This window comes from Pannonibacter sp. CBAS1226 (assembly GCF_055685825.1).
This window is the reverse complement of the sequence record NZ_JBVOUO010000002.1, coordinates 640,790-657,533: the sequence shown is the minus strand read 5'-3', so window position 1 is coordinate 657,533 and position 16,744 is coordinate 640,790. Positions and strand designations below refer to the sequence as shown.

14 protein-coding genes and 1 tRNA gene are annotated in these 16,744 nt (G+C 59.8%); 9 read left to right on the top strand and 6 right to left on the bottom strand.

Annotated elements, in window-relative coordinates; genetic code table 11:
- Window positions 1–94: 94 nt before the first annotated feature.
- The 3 genes from gor to rpiA form a co-directional block, all read right to left on the bottom strand.
- Window positions 95–1,471, bottom strand: coding sequence for a glutathione-disulfide reductase (gene gor, locus AC0CMF_RS10015; protein ID WP_050471207.1), 1,377 nt, complete (start codon window positions 1,469–1,471; stop codon window positions 95–97).
- Between the two features lie 73 nt (window positions 1,472–1,544).
- Complete coding sequence (locus AC0CMF_RS10010) at window positions 1,545–2,045, bottom strand: DUF2059 domain-containing protein (RefSeq protein WP_122521173.1); 501 nt, start codon at window positions 2,043–2,045, stop codon at window positions 1,545–1,547.
- Between the two features lie 59 nt (window positions 2,046–2,104).
- A complete protein-coding gene (rpiA, locus tag AC0CMF_RS10005; protein WP_374628725.1) occupies window positions 2,105–2,797 on the bottom strand; it encodes a ribose-5-phosphate isomerase RpiA in 693 nt (230 codons plus the stop codon).
- A gap of 246 nt (window positions 2,798–3,043) precedes the next feature.
- Between rpiA and AC0CMF_RS10000 the strand changes: the two genes are divergently transcribed.
- From AC0CMF_RS10000 to neuC, 8 genes are all read left to right on the top strand, one after another.
- Window positions 3,044–4,819 (top strand): methyl-accepting chemotaxis protein, encoded by a 1,776-nt coding sequence (locus tag AC0CMF_RS10000; RefSeq protein WP_094463702.1) that lies wholly within the window; start codon window positions 3,044–3,046, stop codon window positions 4,817–4,819.
- A gap of 75 nt (window positions 4,820–4,894) precedes the next feature.
- Window positions 4,895–5,587 (top strand): HAD hydrolase-like protein, encoded by a 693-nt coding sequence (locus AC0CMF_RS09995; RefSeq protein ID WP_050471204.1) that lies wholly within the window; start codon window positions 4,895–4,897, stop codon window positions 5,585–5,587.
- A 77-nt stretch (window positions 5,588–5,664) separates the two neighbouring features.
- A tRNA-Val gene (locus AC0CMF_RS09990) sits at window positions 5,665–5,739 on the top strand.
- Between the two features lie 266 nt (window positions 5,740–6,005).
- Window positions 6,006–7,367, top strand: a complete 1,362-nt coding sequence (locus AC0CMF_RS09985; protein ID WP_050471203.1) for a globin-coupled sensor protein — start codon at window positions 6,006–6,008, stop codon at window positions 7,365–7,367.
- A 184-nt stretch (window positions 7,368–7,551) separates the two neighbouring features.
- Complete coding sequence (locus AC0CMF_RS09980; protein ID WP_374628723.1) at window positions 7,552–9,417, top strand: tetratricopeptide repeat protein; 1,866 nt, start codon at window positions 7,552–7,554, stop codon at window positions 9,415–9,417.
- A gap of 6 nt (window positions 9,418–9,423) precedes the next feature.
- Window positions 9,424–10,104 carry an acylneuraminate cytidylyltransferase family protein gene (locus tag AC0CMF_RS09975; RefSeq protein WP_050471201.1) on the top strand — a complete coding sequence of 227 codons (681 nt, stop codon included), beginning with the start codon at window positions 9,424–9,426 and terminating at the stop codon, window positions 10,102–10,104.
- Between the two features lie 5 nt (window positions 10,105–10,109).
- Window positions 10,110–11,147 carry an N-acetylneuraminate synthase family protein gene (locus AC0CMF_RS09970; protein WP_050471200.1) on the top strand — a complete coding sequence of 346 codons (1,038 nt, stop codon included), beginning with the start codon at window positions 10,110–10,112 and terminating at the stop codon, window positions 11,145–11,147.
- Window positions 11,144–12,268: a UDP-N-acetylglucosamine 2-epimerase gene (gene neuC, locus AC0CMF_RS09965; RefSeq protein WP_122519714.1), complete on the top strand. Its 1,125-nt coding sequence runs from the start codon at window positions 11,144–11,146 to the stop codon at window positions 12,266–12,268. The genes AC0CMF_RS09970 and neuC overlap by 4 nt, the downstream gene beginning before the upstream one ends.
- A gap of 29 nt (window positions 12,269–12,297) precedes the next feature.
- Here neuC and AC0CMF_RS09960 read toward each other — a convergent pair whose 3' ends face one another.
- Together AC0CMF_RS09960 and AC0CMF_RS09955 are read right to left on the bottom strand one after the other, a co-directional pair.
- Window positions 12,298–13,008, bottom strand: coding sequence for a class I SAM-dependent methyltransferase (locus AC0CMF_RS09960; RefSeq protein WP_122519713.1), 711 nt, complete (start codon window positions 13,006–13,008; stop codon window positions 12,298–12,300).
- 5 nt (window positions 13,009–13,013) lie between these two features.
- A complete protein-coding gene (locus tag AC0CMF_RS09955; protein WP_050471197.1) occupies window positions 13,014–14,711 on the bottom strand; it encodes a Rieske 2Fe-2S domain-containing protein in 1,698 nt (565 codons plus the stop codon).
- Between the two features lie 220 nt (window positions 14,712–14,931).
- Here AC0CMF_RS09955 and AC0CMF_RS09950 point away from each other — a divergent pair, with 220 nt between their 5' ends.
- Window positions 14,932–15,627 carry a TylF/MycF/NovP-related O-methyltransferase gene (locus AC0CMF_RS09950; protein WP_122519712.1) on the top strand — a complete coding sequence of 232 codons (696 nt, stop codon included), beginning with the start codon at window positions 14,932–14,934 and terminating at the stop codon, window positions 15,625–15,627.
- Between the two features lie 81 nt (window positions 15,628–15,708).
- Here the strand turns inward: AC0CMF_RS09950 and AC0CMF_RS09945 are convergent, their stop codons facing one another.
- A complete protein-coding gene (locus AC0CMF_RS09945; protein WP_019962670.1) occupies window positions 15,709–16,521 on the bottom strand; it encodes a ferredoxin--NADP reductase in 813 nt (270 codons plus the stop codon).
- Window positions 16,522–16,744 lie beyond the last annotated feature (223 nt).

Sequence of the window (16,744 nt, the reverse complement as noted above, 5' to 3'; positions counted from 1 at the left end):
CTCGAAGACTCAAGGAAAGGGCCACCCGTTCCCGATGCAACATGCGCATCCGGAACGGGTGGCCCTTTCCTGTTTCACGCCCTGTCTGCGGACTTCAGCCGCGCAGGCGTTCCGTGGGCTCGCGCATGGTCACAAGCTCCTCGGCGGCGGTGGGATGAACGGCGACCGTCCGGTCAAAGTCGGCCTTGGTTGCGCCCATCTGCAGCGTAATTCCAAGCACCTGCGCCAATTCGCCAGCGTCGGGCCCCAGAATATGGACGCCTAGAACCTTGTCCGTATCCGCATCGACGATCAGCTTCATCACCATCTTCTCGTCACGGCCCGAGAGGGTGTGCTTCATGGGACGGAAGCTGGTCTTGTAGATGTCGAGGTTCGGCGTCCGCTTCAGTGCCTCTTCCTGAGTGAGGCCAACCGTTCCCAGCTCCGGCTGGGAGAAGACGGCCGTTGCGATGAGGCTGTGATCCACCGTCCAGGGCTTGCCGCCAAAGATGGTGTCGGCAAAGGCATGGCCTTCGCGGATGGCCACCGGGGTGAGATTGGCCCGGTTGGTGACGTCGCCCACGGCATAGATCGAAGGAACGGAGGTGCGGGACGTTTCATCCACCCGGATGGCACCGTCCTCACCCACTTCGACACCAGCCTTCTCGAGGCCGAGGCCTGCAATGTTCGGGCGGCGGCCGATGGCAAAGAGGATCTGATCGGCGGGCAGCGCCTTGCCGCCCTTGGTGTGGCCCGTCAGCTTGCCGTCTGCATCCTTTTCGATTGCGGAGAACGTGTCGCCGCAGATGATCTTGATGCCCTTCTTCTCCATCTCTTCATGCACGGCCTTGCGCAGATCATTGTCAAAGCCGCGCAGGATTTCCTCGCCGCGGTAGATGAGCGTCGTCTCGGCGCCGAGACCGTTGAAGATGCCGGCGAATTCCACGGCGATGTAGCCGCCGCCGGCGACAATCACCTGCCTCGGCATTTCGGCCAGATGGAAGGCCTCGTTGGAGGTGATCACATGCTCGCAGCCGGGCAGCGAGGGATCGACATTCGGCGTGCCGCCCGTTGCGATCAGGATGTAACGGGCCGTCACGATCTGGCCAGTTGACAGCAGGCGGACGCTGTTGGGCCCCTCGATGACGGCGCGGCTGTCAAACAGCTCGACGCCGGTCCGGTCAAGGTTGCGCCGGTAGATGCCTTCCAGCCGCGTGATTTCCTTGTCCTTGGCTTCGATCAGGGTCTGCCAGGAGAAGCTGCGCTCGCCGACCGTCCAGCCAAAGCCGGCGGCGTCCTCGAACTCTTCGGAGAACTTGGAGGCGTAAACGAACAGCTTCTTCGGCACGCAGCCCCGGATGACACACGTTCCGCCGTACCTGTATTCCTCGGCGATCGCGACGCGCGCACCGTGGGTGGCAGCGATCCGTGCAGCCCGCACACCGCCGGAGCCGCCGCCAATGACGAACAGATCGTAGTTGAACTCGCTCATCCTGTGAGATCCTTCAGGTCACATCCAAAAACAAACGGCCCCGTCTCCGGGGCCGCTGGTAAGCCGGAGCCGCTTACGGCTTGATCAGGCCACGCTTCTCAAGCTCGCCGCGCACCTGCACGACCATTTCCTGAGACAGCTTGTCCTGCCACTGGCGCGCGGCGCCAATCGACAGCGCACTGATTTCCGGCGAAAGCTGGGTCAGCTTCTTGCCCGTGGGGCTCTCGTAGAAGTTTGCAATCTCGGTCAGCTCTTCCTCGGACAGGCGGCGGGCCCAGACTTCAAAAACCATCCTGTTCAATTCGGGACGCTCTTCAGTCATCTTGAGAGCGACTTCGGTCACCACCTCATCAAGTACACCGGTCAAAGACGGGTCCGCCTGAATGAAAATGCCTGTGGTCCGTTCAGCCAGTTCCGGAATGATGGAGTCAAACGCAGAGAGGGCGTCCGTGGCAATCACTGCGCGGCGTGCGGCTGCAAGATGGCTTTCGGTCAGGTCCTGCGCCATGGCAGACGGCGCAAAGGCGAGACCGGCAACCACAACCCCTGCGAAAAAGAGGGCTTTCAGATTCATGTGCAAACTCCAGCGTGCATTGTCTGTGCCCGGCTGCGGCAGATGCCGCGGCCAGCGCTTCAATCTTTCATTATGACGTCCACACCCTGCGGCCCGGCCACATAGGCCTTGGCCGCCAGCCCGATGAACAGGCCCGTCTCGACGACACCGGGTATCAGGTTCAGGTCAGCGGCCAATTTTGCAGCATCCGGAATGGCTCCAAGCGAGGCATCCAGGATGTAGTGACCGCCATCTGTGACAAAAGGATGGTCCTCACCGCCGCGCAGCGAGACTTCGCCAGTCAGTCCATGACCATCAAGAACGGCGCGCACAGCAATGCGGGTGGCGCCAAGGCCAAAGGGCACGACTTCGACCGGAAGCGGGAACTTGCCAAGACGCTGCACCAGCTTGCCGCTGTCGGCGATCACGACCATCTTGCCGGAGGCAGCCGCCACGATTTTCTCACGCAGCAAAGCCCCGCCACCGCCCTTGATGAGCGCCATGTCCGGATCGATCTCGTCTGCGCCGTCAATGGTCACGTCGAGCACGGGCATGTCTTCAAGCGTGGAGAGCGGGATACCCTCCTCGCGGGCCAGGGCAGCGGTGCGCTCCGATGTCGGCACGCCAGTCACCTTGAGCCCGGCACGGACAGCCCGGCCAAGAGCACGGACGAAATGCTCAGCGGTCGAACCGGTGCCAATGCCGACCTTCATGCCGTCACGGATTTCTTCCATAGCCCGCTCGGCGGCCTGGCGCTTGAAATCGTCGCTCATCCTGTCCCTTCCGGCAATCGTTGAAAGACCCATGGGCGGCGGCAGGAGGAGGCATGCCTTGCAGCACCCCATGCCGAAGCCGCATGTGTTGGGGCTGATTAGCATGCCGGCAAGTTCAGGGCAAAGGCGAAGTCTCACGTGCGCGGCCTGCGCCGTTGAGAATAGTTGCAAGGCAGCATTGAAAATTAACCTGCCGTTCAGCTGACGTTGAGAACGTTCGATATTCGGCATGTCTAGGAAAATAAAATGCGCCCGAACTTCAGTTCCTCGCTCTTTTCAAAGCCTCCCAAGCCTGAGGCTTCGGATGAATTTGCGCAGAAGACGCAAGTCGACGCCCTGAAAGATACGCAAGAAGAGCGGGAAGACGCGGCCCGCCGGATCGGGAACGCGATCGACATGATAGAAACGGACCTGCGCAGAGCGACTGCACAGGTGTCCGCAGAGACGGATGATCTTCGAAATCTTCTTTCTTCGCAGCAAGATACGCTGAAAGAGATTCGAATGGACGCCCTCAACCTGCAGTCGGAGGCTGGACAGGCCACAGGCACGATGTCCGAGCTTGCGGCCTCTATCGAGGAACTGGCCGGCTCCAGCGGGCAGATTGGAGCGCTGGTCGAACGTTCAGGCCAGCTGGCACAGGACGCCACCGGCGCTGCGACCGAGGCCAATTCCGGGGTTCTGGAACTGACGGCGGCGATCTTGGACATTGCCAATGTTGTCCGGCTGATTTCAGGCATTGCCAAGCAGACCAACCTTCTGGCGCTGAATGCCACCATTGAAGCGGCCCGCGCCGGGGACGCCGGACGGGGGTTTGCGGTTGTTGCCAGCGAAGTGAAGGCGCTTTCGGTGGAAACACAAAAGGCCACGGAAGAAATCGTCAGCAAGATCGAACGGCTTCAGGCTTCGGCGGATCTGAGCACCACGTCGGTCAGCCGCATCATTGATGCCGTCGCCGAACTGCGCCCAAGTTTTGCAGAAGTTGAGAATGCGATCCGCGAACAGGTGGCAACCACCTCTGATATCAGCCAGAGGGCCAACCAGACCGCTGCCTTCATCGATGAAGTGGGCAAGCGCATCAGCACCATCAACAACTCCGTCTCCCGCGCCGAAGAAAGCGGAACCAGCGTCCACGGCGCCGTGGGCAAGATGGCCGCTTCGGTTTCGGCGCTCGGGCCACGCTTCACGATGATGCTGCGCCAGAGCCCGGCCGGCGACCGCCGGGTCGAAGACCGTCTGCCCTGCCGGATCAACGGAACACTTGCCCTGGCAGGACAAACCGCGGCCGTCGAAGCGCGCGACATTTCCCATGCCGGCGTCCTGCTTAAGCCGGGCAGCGACGCGCAGATTACAGCCCCCGCCAGTGCCCGCCTTTCGCTTGACGGCGTTGGCCAGATTGATCTGCGGATCGTCAACAGAAGTGACAATGGCCTGCATTGCCAGTTCTCCCGTATGGACGACATGACGGGCGCGGCCCTCGACAAGCTCATCCATGGCATTCAGACAAAGAATGCCACCTCCGTCCGCCGGGCCCAGGAGGGAGCTGCCAGAATCAGCGAGGCGATGCACAAGCTCATCGAGACCGGCCGCCTCACGCGGGACGCCTTGTTCGATACCGATTACAAAATCATACAAGGCACCAATCCGGTTCAGTACAGCAACCGCGCGCTGGCACAGCTGGAACAGATCCTGCCTCAGATCCAGGACGTCATCCTGGCGCAAGATACCGCGATGATATTTTGCGTGGCGATTGACCGTAATGGCTATCTGCCGGTGCATAACAAAGCCTATTCACATCCGCAGCGGCCGGATGATCCGGTCTGGAATGCGGCAAACTGCCGGAACAAGCGCATTTTTGACGATAGGGCGGGCCTGAGCGCCGCACGGAACACGAGACCCGTACTTGTACAGTCTTATGCCCGTGATATGGGAAATGGTAACGTCGTATGGTTGCAGGAAGTCGACGCCCCCATCACGGTGTGCGGTATCCACTGGGGCGGATTCAGGACAGCTTACAAGCTTTGACAGCACCCATCTGCCCGCTGCAAGTTGCAGAATGGGCAGAGAATCAGCTGCGGCATGTGACAGGGAGGCCCTTGCTTGGCCACGCTCGTATTTGACCTGGATGGAACACTGGCCGATACGGCGGAAGATCTGGCAGCTGCCCTCAATGCAGCGCTCGCAGACGCAGGATACGGACCTGTTCCGCTGGAACTGGCCCGGCCACAGGCCGGCAATGGTGCCGCTGCCCTGATCCGCCTCGGTCTCATGTTTCACGGCGCCGACCCAGCTGAAGCGCCGCTGGACGCCATGCGGGCTGTTTTTCTGGACTATTATGAGGCCAATATCGCCGCGTTCAGCCGGCCCTATGAAGGTGTCCCCGAAACACTGGAGAAGCTCGCCGGCGGAGGCTGGAGGCTGGCAATCTGCACCAACAAGCCGGAGTATCTGGCTCGCAAGCTCCTCGACGAGCTGTCGCTGACCCGCCTCTTCGGCTCCATCGTAGGCGGCAACACATATCCACGGCCCAAGCCGGACTCCCTGCCGGTGCTCGGCGCCATACGGCGGGCCGGCGGAGAGCCGTGCAAGGCAATCATGATCGGCGATACGGCGACCGATATTGCTGCGGCCAGGGCCACCCAGATCCCGGTCATTGCCGTCGATTTCGGCTATGCCAGCGTGCCGGTTGCAGATCTCTGCCCCGACCGGGTCATCTCCTCTTTCCGGGATCTGTTGCCTGCGCTGGAAACGCTGGGAGCAGCCGCCAGCCCCCCGCAACCGGGCTGTTCATAACGCCGAAATTCTTGGTCCATCCCCTCTTGCGCTGCCCCGCAGAATGTCATAGAAGCCGTCCCACGCTGCACAGCGGCGGGCGATTAGCTCAGCGGGAGAGCGTTCCGTTCACACCGGAAAGGTCGCAGGTTCAATCCCTGCATCGCCCACCATTCTCCCCTTCTTTATTCAGATCCGCACTAAAGAGTTGAGATAGTTTTTTTCACACCAGAATACCCGGCTAGTTGAAATTTACTCTCTCAAGAGGTGGCGGACTTTCCTTGCGACTTATCGTCACTTTTCCTTACATGGTTTTTCAATCGGTTTATTTAATCCAAGTCAGATTTCATCATAAATCAAACTTGCCCTTTCCATTTGAGTTAACGGTTCCTTCAAGAGACTCGCTCTACCGTGACAGCATCTCAACCGAGGATGCATCATGTTGTACAGTGACGAGGAAATGAGGGGCCGTCTGAGCTTCGCAAGGATTGACGCGGAGACGAAGTCGACCCTTACGGAACTCTGGCCTTTCGTCCAGAAGGCACTGCCGGCCGTGCTTGACGGCTTCTATTCCCATCTCAAGTCACAGCCGAAGATGGCGGCTCTTGTCGGAAATCGCGAGGACATGCTCAAGAAGGCCCAAGGCGGTCACTGGGCCAAGCTGTTCTCCGGCCGGTTTGACCGGGATTATTTCGAGAGCATAGACCGCATTGGCCGGGCCCATGTCCGCATCGGACTGGAGCCGAAGTGGTATATCGCAGGCTATCAGTATGTCCTGAACGAGCTGGTCAGCATCGTCCTGAAGAAGCACCGTTTCTCTCAGCGCAGGGCACTGACCGCCGTGCAGGCGCTCAACAAGGCAGTGCTGTTCGACCTGGATCTTGCCATTTCGACCTATCAGAACGTTCTGATGGAGCTGCAACAGGAACAGGAACGGCAGATCAGCCACGCCATCGACACTTTCAAGGTCAAGGTGGACGCCACCATGGCGGAGGTGAGCAACAGCGCTGAAAAGGTGACCCGTCAGGCCATGTCCCTGTCTGACATGTCCGTTTCTGCGAACGCAGAGGCCTCTGAAGCTGCACATTCCTCTGTCCAGACAACCAGCAATATCCAGACGATCGCCGCAGCGACGGAAGAACTGTCCAGTTCCATCGCCGAGATTTCACGCCAGGTCACCGGCGCCTCGGATGTGGCGCGCCGGGCGAATGGCGAGACGAACCGGACCTCTGCCGAAGTCGGGCGCCTGTCCGATTCGGCCCAGAAGATCGGTGACGTCATCAGCCTCATTCAGGCCATTGCAGAGCAGACCAACCTCCTCGCCCTCAACGCGACCATCGAGGCCGCCCGCGCTGGCGAAGCCGGACGCGGATTTGCGGTCGTGGCAGCCGAAGTGAAGGAACTGGCGAACCAGACCTCCAAGGCGACGGAAGAGATTTCGTCCCAGATCTCCGCCATCCAGTCGGCCACCCAGAACGCCGTGAAGTCGATCAATGCGATTTCCGACACGGTGAAGGAAGTCGACAACATGACGGCCACCATCGCCGCTGCGGTGGAGCAGCAGGGTGCGGCAACGCGCGAGATTTCGTCGAACATCCAGAGCGCAGCCTCCGGCTCCCAGTCTCTGGCCGGCAACGTTGACCGTGTGGCCGGCGCCATTGCCCAGACAGGCACCGCCGCCGCAGATTTCCAGGTGGCGGCCGATGGCCTCAAGAGCTGCTCGGCGCAGATCGGGGATGATGTGCGCCACTTCTTCGAGAACCTGCAGAAGATTGCAGCTGCGGCCAGCAAGGCGGCCTGAAGACTTCTCTTGAAAATCGACAGGCAGGCCCCCTGGGCCTGCCTGTTTGCGTCAAGCATTGGCCACTGCACTCTTTCCAGGGGCAAATCAGCGGCAGAACAGGCGAATGCGGACAGCTCACCCATTTCCGAGCTTTTCTTGCTAGACTTTGCGGAGTGATTCTCCGAAGTCAGCGGATGGACGAATGAGCTTCAAGCCGGCAAATGCCGCCACCACGACACTCGACACGATGCGCAAGGCCGTGGCCCTGCAGCAGGCCGGTGAAGTCGAGAAAGCGCAGCGGCTTTACAAAACCGTCCTGAAGAAGAACCCTTCGTCTCCGGATGCCAACCACCTTCTGGGTGTCTGCTACCGGCAGCTGGGCTTTCCCAAACGGGCAGTGGAGTTCATCCGCAAGGCAATTTCCCTCGCCCCGGACCGCGCCCCCTATCATGCCAATCTGGCACGCGCGCTCTCTGACCTTGATGAAGAGAACCATGCCGATGTGCTGGCCGCAGCCGAACGGGCCGTGGCGCTGGATCCCAGGCTTGCCGAAGCGCAAAGCCTGCGTGCCGTGGCCATGACCAAACTGGACCGGGAGACTGAGGCAGAGGAAATCTTCAAGCAGATTGTTGCGGATCATCCAGGCTACGGAGATGCCTACCGCAACTATGGCGTTCTGTTGCGGGATCAGAAGAAGTTCCATCAGGCCGTTGAGTTCTTCGACAAGGCCATCCAGATCGATCCCAGCAATTCCGACATATGGGTCCAGCGGGCCCGCTCAAGACTTGAAGCAGAGCAGTATGACAAGTCAGGCGAGGAACTGAGGCTTGCTCTTCAACTCTTCCCCGGGGACGATGATCTCCAGCATGAAATGGCACGGCTGCTGTTCCGGATCGGCGAAGCATCGGATGCCCTGCCCTTTGCAGAAGCTGCCATGGCAGCGAAACCGCAGGATGTTGCAAGGCATGTCACCCTGGGTGTCATTCTGCAGAGCATGAACCGGTCCACGGACGCGATAAGGGTCCTGCGGAAGGGCATCGAACTGGCGAATGGCGACCTTCCGGTTGCGGAGTGGAATCTCGCCCTTGCCTATCTGGGAGCGGGCAACATTGCAGAGGGCTGGAAGCACTATGGTGCCCGCTTCAAGGCGGAAATCACGTCCTGCCTCAACCGCAAGTTCCGGAAGCCCCAATGGGATGGGTCTGATCTGACCGGCAAGACGATCATGATCTGGAATGATCAGGGGGTTGGCGACTGCCTTCGCTCCGGCACGCTGATTGCCGACATCATGGAGATGGCGGACAAGGTGATCATCGAGGTGCCGAAGAAACTGGTCGCACCTTTCGAGCATAGTTTCCCGGATGCCCTGACACGCACACCGACGTTTGAATCCATCACCCTGATGGCCACCACCGATGACTATGACTTCCAGATCTCCTCGGCAGATCTTCCGCGCTATATCCGCAATGATTTGGAGTCTTTCAAGAAAACACGGCATCCCGTGTTCAAGATCAACACAGTGCGCGCCCGTGAACTTTACCGCCGGATTCCTGACGCCGACAAGAAGCCGGTTGTCGGTGTCTCATGGCGCTCCAGCAAGCTGGCCCCTGCCCGTGCGAAAAACTACCTTTCGGTGATGGATTTTGCACCGGTTGTCGAGACGAAAGATATCGTCTTCGTCAATCTGCAATATTCCTGCATCGACCGGGAAGTTACTTATCTTCAGGAAGGGCGTGGCGCAAATCTTATTCACTTTGCCGACATTGACCAGATGAACAACATCGAGGATGCTGCTGCACTTGCCTCATGCTGTGATCTTGTCATAACGGCAAACACAAGCGTGTCAGACATTGCCGGCTGCTATGGCATGCCCTGCTGGACCTTCGGCGACGATATCAGTCATTACATGTTTGGGCAGGAGCAGACACCCTGGTTCCCCAGAACAACCTACACGAAACTGAAGCCTGGCCAGCCTGTCATTGAGCTGATCCCTGGCCTGGTTTCGCGGCTGGAAGCATGGAAGACAGAATTCTCTCCCGAAGAGCGCATGAAGCGCCTGCAGCTGTGAGGCATCATGGCAGCGCCCACGCAAGTCACCGCCATCATTCCTGCAAGGGCCGGGTCAAAGGGACTGCCGGGCAAGAACATACGGCCGCTGGCCGGCAAGCCGCTGTACCGGCATAGCGTCGATGCTGCGCTCGCCGCCGGAATCGGCCGTGTGATCATCAGCACCGATATCGGTGAGATCTTCACTCATGACCTGCCCCCGCAGGTGGAATGCATCCGGCGCCCGCCGGAACTGGCAACGGACAGCACGACGATGGCGGAGGTTCTGCGCGACCTCTTACCCAGCGCAGGCGTCACTTCAGGTCTTGCCGTGTTGTTGCAGCCCACGTCGCCGCTGCGCAAGGCCGAGACCGTGCGCAGGGGCGTCGGCCTGTTCCGGCAAGGGGATGCCAGCATGGTCATGAGCGTATCTCCGGCAGATTCCGCCGTGCTGAAGTGGGGTTTTGAGGAGGGAAACCGCTTCGTGCCGCTGGTTTCTCCAGATTTCTGTTTTGCAAACCGGCAGGACTTGCCGGCCCTGATCAGGCCGAATGGCGTTCTCTATGTTTTTGATGCGGCGCAGTTCATCGCAGATGGCAACTTCTCCGCTGCATCGATCCGCGTGCTGCCGGTTACCGCGGACGAGGCTCAGGACATTGATACAGCTGAAGACTTTCAGCGCTGCGCAGATCTGATGGCGAAGGGATAACTGACGTGAAAATCGCTCACAGAGACATTGGTCCCGCGCATCCCCCGCTGGTGATTGCCGAGATCGGCATCAATCACGGCGGCAGCCTTGATGTTGCCAAGGCCATGGTGCGCGCTGCAGCCCAGAGCGGCTGCGAGATGATCAAGCACCAGACGCATATCGTCGAGGACGAGATGACGGATGAGGCCAGGGAGATTTTTCCGCCCAATGCCGATGTCTCGATCTTCGAGGTGATGCGCCGCTGCGCCCTCCCGCTGGAGGCGGAGAAAGAGCTGAAGGCCTATACCGAAAGCCTCGGCCTCATCTACATCTCCACGCCCTTTTCCCGCGCGGCCGCCGATTTCCTCAACTCCATCGATGTGCCCGGCTTCAAGATCGGCAGCGGTGAATGCGATCATCTGCCGCTGATCCGGCACATTGCCGGTTTCGGCAAGCCGGTGATCATGAGCACGGGCATGCAGACGCTGGAGAGCATCCGCCCCTCGGTCGAGATCCTCGACAAGGCCGGCATTGGCTATGCCCTGCTGGAATGCACGAACCTCTATCCCTCCCCGCCCGAGATCGTTTCCCTCAGGGGGGTGACGGATCTGAAGGCGGCATTTCCCAATGCAGTTGTCGGCTTCTCCGATCACAGCATCGGCCCGGAGATGGCGCTGGCGTCCGTGGCGCTGGGTGCCTGTATTCTGGAGCGGCATTTCACCGACACGCGCTACCGCAAGGGTCCGGATATTTCCTGTTCCATGGACCCGTCCGAACTGCGGTTTCTGATCGAGCGCTCCCGGGAGATCCACATCGCGCTTCACAACGAGAAGAAGCGCACGGCGCCGGAGGAAGATGTCTACCGCTTCGCCCGCGGATCCGTTGTGGCAGACCGGGATCTGCCGGAAGGTCATGAGATCACCGAAGCCGATATCTGGGCGCGGCGGCCGGGCAATGGCGAGATCCCCGTCTCGCAGTTTGACGATGTCGTTGGCCGCAAGCTGAAGCTTGCGGTCAAGCGCAATCAGCAACTGCGCTGGAGCGATCTGGAGCCCCGCCAATGACAACACGCAGGCTCCTGTTTCTGACCGGCACCCGGGCCGACTTCGGCAAGCTGGAGCCGCTCGCCATCGCCGCACGAGATACCGGCCACGAGGTGACTTTCTTCGTCACCGGCATGCATATGCTGGAAAAATACGGCCTCACCCGCAACGAGGTGCAGCGGCTGCCGGGCGTGGTCAAGCACGAATTCATCAACCAGCGGCTGGGCGATCCGCAGGACATCATCCTGTCCAAGACGATCCTCGGTCTTTCGGACTGGGTTCATGAGAACAGGCCGGACCTGACCATCGTGCATGGCGACCGGATCGAAGCCCTTGCCGGAGCGCTGGTCTGCGCGACCAATTACATCCGCTGTGCCCATATCGAAGGCGGTGAGGTGTCCGGGACGATTGACGAGGTCTACCGGCATTGCAACACTAAGCTCTGCACCTATCATTTCGTCAGCTCGGAGGCCGCAAGAGCGCGCGTTCTGACGCTTGGTGAGGAGCCTGGCACGGTCTTCAACATCGGCTCGCCGGAGCTGGACTTTCACGGCGGGTCCTCCGGCGTCACTCTGAACGAGGTACGCCGCCGCTATGCTATTCCCTTCAAGGATTACGGGATCGCGGTGTTTCATCCGGTGACATCGGAGCGGGACACGATCGGCGCACAGGCGCAGAGCCTGTTCTCTGCCCTCTCCGCGAGCGGCCGCAATTTCATCGTCATCTCCCCGAACAATGATCCCGGCTCAGAGGATATCTTTGCTGAGATCGAGAGGCTGGATCCGGGGCGCTTCCGGCATCTGCCGAACATGCGCTTTGCCTATTTTTCCGAGCTGATGAAGAACGCGGCTGCCATCATCGGCAACTCCAGTGCCGGTGTGCGTGAAGCCCCGTTCCTAGGCATTCCCAGCCTCAATCTCGGCACCCGGCAGCTCAACAGATCCGTGGCGCCAACCATCACGGAAGCCTCAGCCTTCGACCGCGAGGCCATCGCGGATTTCCTGACCAACAGATGGGGCCAGCGCTTCGCCTCCGACCGCAGCTTCGGGCAGGGCAACTCGGCGGCCCGTTTTGTTGAGATCCTGAATGGTGCCGGCTTCTGGGATGCCCCGCTGCAGAAGCACTTCTACAGCGCGGGATAGCTGATGCTCCTGACCAGCTTCTGCTTTTTTCAAGACGTGATGCGTTGCGCCACCGCGTGATACCGGGAAGCGTGCGCCGAGACGGTCAACACCGTGCGCCGGACCAGCACCAGCTCCTGCAATTGGAACTGCCCCTCAAGCAGCCGTGAAATCTTGTCTGGATCGAAGTAGCTCTGGACCGTGCCAAACTCATGGTCTTTGGAGACGGTCAACTCTCCGGTAAACCCCGGCTTCCGCAGCTCGCTGTCTTCCGGGCTGATCAGATCAAGATAGAACAGGGCGCCGGGCTTCATCACCCTTGCAATTTCCCCTATCGCCACTCTGGCATGCTCGAAGGGCATGGAATCAAGAACCGCATGGGAGACAGCCGCATCAAAAAAGCCATCCTCGAATGGCAAACTACGCCCGTCGCCGCAAATCAGACGCTCTTCTGCATCCCCGCAGCCGGCAGCTGAAAGCCAGCTACGGCCAGCCGCAATAGCCCTGTCAGACAGATCAATGCCCCGGCCATCCAGCCCGAGGTCCAGCGCAAGGCCGACATGACGGCCAAGGCCGCAGCCGAAGTCCAGAATGCGGGAAGCGGGGCCAAAGCCCTCCATGTATTGCACCGTATCCAGACCGGTACGCTTGGCCACGTGACGGGCAAAAAAACGGATCACTTCCTCATTGGGGTAGAAAAGAAAGTTGCCGCCACGGTCATAGGCGGCGTTCCATTCATTACGTCTCGTGTCCTGTTGCATGCGTCTCACACCACGAATTCATGTTGAATATTGATACAGGCGTCGCACGCGAGCGAAGCGCGCTTGACCTTGTCGTTCACGTAGACATTCGAAAAATGATACCAGAAGTCTGAGTGGTAGATATTGGGCTGGCGCTTCACCCGGCACTGGAAACCGATCGACAGATCTTCCCAGGGCAGTCCAAGCCGGATGACTCGGATGAACTCGTTACGGCGGATACGCAGCGACAAAAACCGGTCCAGGCTGAGAAGATATGCTTCATAGTCAGCGCGGTTGAGCGGCGTAACGCTTCCCGGACCTTTTTCGTCGAAACGGCAAAAAAAGGCCTCCTCCCCTTCCTCAAACGCATCATCCGTCAGGCGAACGAGAAGGTTAAGGGGCTTGGCATAGCCTGAGCCGAGGAAATAAGTGGCAACTTCAGCCGGATCGAGCGCAGATCCGCCCGGCGGCGGCGCAGCCAGATAGGCCTCCATTGGTGCCTGATCCAGAACGGTCCCACTTCGGGGCAGGCTTGTCCTGAAATCCCGTCCCTCGAACAGAAAACGCGTATCTACGGTCACATCCAGCAGCCGGACCCCCAGATCCTCACAGATGGCGCTGTAGTCAGAAACCGCGTTTTTCCGGTTATGCTCCTTGATGTAGCTGTCCCGCGGCGCGGCTTCCGAGAAGAACCCAGCGTAAGGGAGAAAGGCAGCCGGAGCCGCCTTCTCAAGGATCCGAGACGCCAGATATCTGACCGTGTTGCGATTGCGGATGATGATCTGCTGACGTTCGCGCTCATCATAATTGTCGAAGCAGAGGGGAAAGCCGCTCGCCCCGCTGGCAAAGGACGAGGCAAAGACGGTCAGCCCCTCGGGGAAGCGGTAAAAGTCGATGAAGTTGGCATCCACCGCCAGCAAGGCACTGAAACCGCCAATTTCCACCAGTAGGCCGCTGTCATCACGGAAGTCTCCGCTTTTCAGCACCGAAAGGGAGATTTCCGCCACATCGTCGCGCAAGGCGGCATCAAAAGGGGCAGCCAGAATGCTGACAAAGCCCAGATCCTCCAGATAGCGGGCTGTCGACCCGCTGTCGAAGGCCGGTGTCAGGATGGGCATGTCCTTGCGCACGCGCTCCAGAGTTTCCCGGTGAAGATGGTCTGGGTGATTGTGAGAGATATAAAGAAAATCACAGGCGTTGATCTTCTCAAATGCACCGGCAGGCGATGGCAATGCCAGCCACCAGCCATTGCAGAAAGCAGGCCCCAGCAGCCAGGGATCCGTCGCAAAGCTCAAGCCCTCTGTACGGATGATGAGGCAGGCGTGGTTGAGAAACTCAATCTCAACCGGCAGCGGCTTTGAATATCCTGCCAGCGAGCGCGACATGGACTTCAGGGCAAAACGCACCGGTGCTGCTGACGCAGGATCATCCACAGCCACCACCAGAGGCACCTTGGTGCATTCCACATTTTTGTAGCGCCCGGTCGCAGCATCCAGTTCCCAGCCGTGCATGGGGCAGGAGACACGGCCGTTGTTGAAGATCAGGCGCCCGCCATTATGGTCGCAGATCCGGTCATAGACACGGATCTCACCGCCGCCGCGAAAGATGATCCAGTCGTCCGCATGGCTGATACCTTCCGGCACAGAGCGCGGGTCAATCTCTTGCGGCTGCTCGCGCATGGCAAAGGCCGCGGGCACGATAGAAAACCTGTCCCAAACCGCCATTGCCGCACCTTTCCGGTCTCGCCCGCTGCCGAAGCGGTGGAATCACTTCAGCCTCTTCCACTACGGCATAAGATAGCTTAGGCGGGCTCCACCCGGACATACAGGGAAAAACATAGAGAAAACCGGCAGGCTCGACGTAATCTCTTTGGGCATCTGACGATTCTGGCGTCAGACGCACGCGGCCGTACCGGTCACCCGCACATGCTAGGGGAGAAGGCAGATGACACAGGGCACGGACAGCATTCAGGGCCTGTCGCCCGGCAAGGTCTGGGACTACGAGAACGGCTTCTACTGGTTCTCCGATCCAAGCCGCCTCAACAAGATGCTGGCTCATTACGAGCTCTACCAGAGGATCACAGGCCTTCCAGGAGATGTGCTGGAACTCGGCGTCTTCAAGGGCCTGTCCCTGATCCGCTTCGCCCAGTTCCGCGCCTTGCTCGAAACCGAGGCTTCACGCCGCATCATCGGCTTCGACGCCTTCGGAAATTTTCCGACGGAGGGGCTGTCTGATCCATCGGACCACAAATTCATCGAGAAGTTCGAGACGGAAGCAGGAAAGGGACTGTCAAAAGCCGAATTGGCCGCCATTCTTGAGGCAAAGCGGATCGGTAATGTGGATCTGGTAGAAGGCAACGTGTTCCAGACCTTGCCGGACTATCTGGCCCGCAATCCGCAGCTTCGCATATCCCTGCTGCATCTCGACATGGATGTGGGCGAACCGACGCGCTTTGCGCTGGAACAGCTGTTTGAGCGGGTCGTGCCGGGCGGGCTCGTCGTCGTGGATGACTATAACGCTGTTGCAGGAGCAACCAATGCGGTGGATGACTTCCTGAGAGCAGCGGGAGGCGCAGCTGCGGGTCTCAGCTTGCAGAAACTGCCGAATTACCGTGTCCCGGCATTTTTTGTCCGGCCCTGAGCGGGCCGGACTTATACCAAGGCTTTCGATGCTGGCGCATCCCGCCTTGAAATTGCTCAGGCACCCGCACGGGCTTGAGCCTCAGCCCACAAACGCCCGTTCCACGACGAATTCGCCGGGCTTGTTGTTGGCGCCTTCGTTGAGGCCGGCCTTTTCGAGCAGGGCCTTGGTGTCGCGCAGCATTTCCATGGAGCCGCAGATCATGCCGCGGTCGATGGCCGGGTCCAGCGGCGGAACACCGAGATCCGTGAAGAGCTTGCCGCTCTCGATCAGATCGGTGATGCGGCCCTGGCGCGGGAAGTCCTCACGGGTGACCGAGGTGTAATGCACCAGCTTTTCGCTGGCGAGTTCACCGATCAGCGGATCGTTCTTGGTTGCCTCGACCAGTTCCTCGCCGTAGCGCAGTTCTGCGACTTCACGGCAGGTGTGGGTCAGGATGACCTGATCGAACTTCTCGTAGGTTTCAGGATCACGGATCAGGCTGGCGAAGGGCGCAATGCCGGTGCCGGTGGAGAACATGTAGACGCGCTTGCCCGGCGTCAGGGCGTCGTTGACCAGCGTGCCGGTCGGCTTCTTCTTCAGAAGCAGCGCGTCGCCCGGCTGGATCTTCTGCAGATGCTGGGTCAGCGGGCCATCCGGCACCTTGATGGAGAAGAACTCCAGTTCCTCATCCCAGGACGGGCTGGCAATGGAATAGGCCCGGTACAGGGGCTTGCCGTCGATCAGCAGGCCGATCATCACGAATTCGCCGGAGCGGAAACGGAATGCGGCAGGCCGCGTGGTGCGGAACTTGAACAGGCGGTCGGTGTAATGCTTGACCTCCGTCACTTCCTGCACGAAGGCGCTCGGGCCTGCGACAGCTTCCAGGTCGGCGGGTTTGGCAAGAACGTTCATGGCGGTCCAGTCATGTTACGCCGCGACACTTCACGTCGACGGCCAGTCCATTGGAACGGCCCGCACAAGCACATGAGAGAGAGTCGTCTCCTCACCGGCAAGGCACGAGCTATTGTGGCGTATCACCTACCACTTTCTTCGCCTTGATATGAAGCAACAACCGCCCAGGAAAACGCCTTCCGCATAAAAAAAAATCTATTCGCCCGGGCGTTTTAGGAACGGT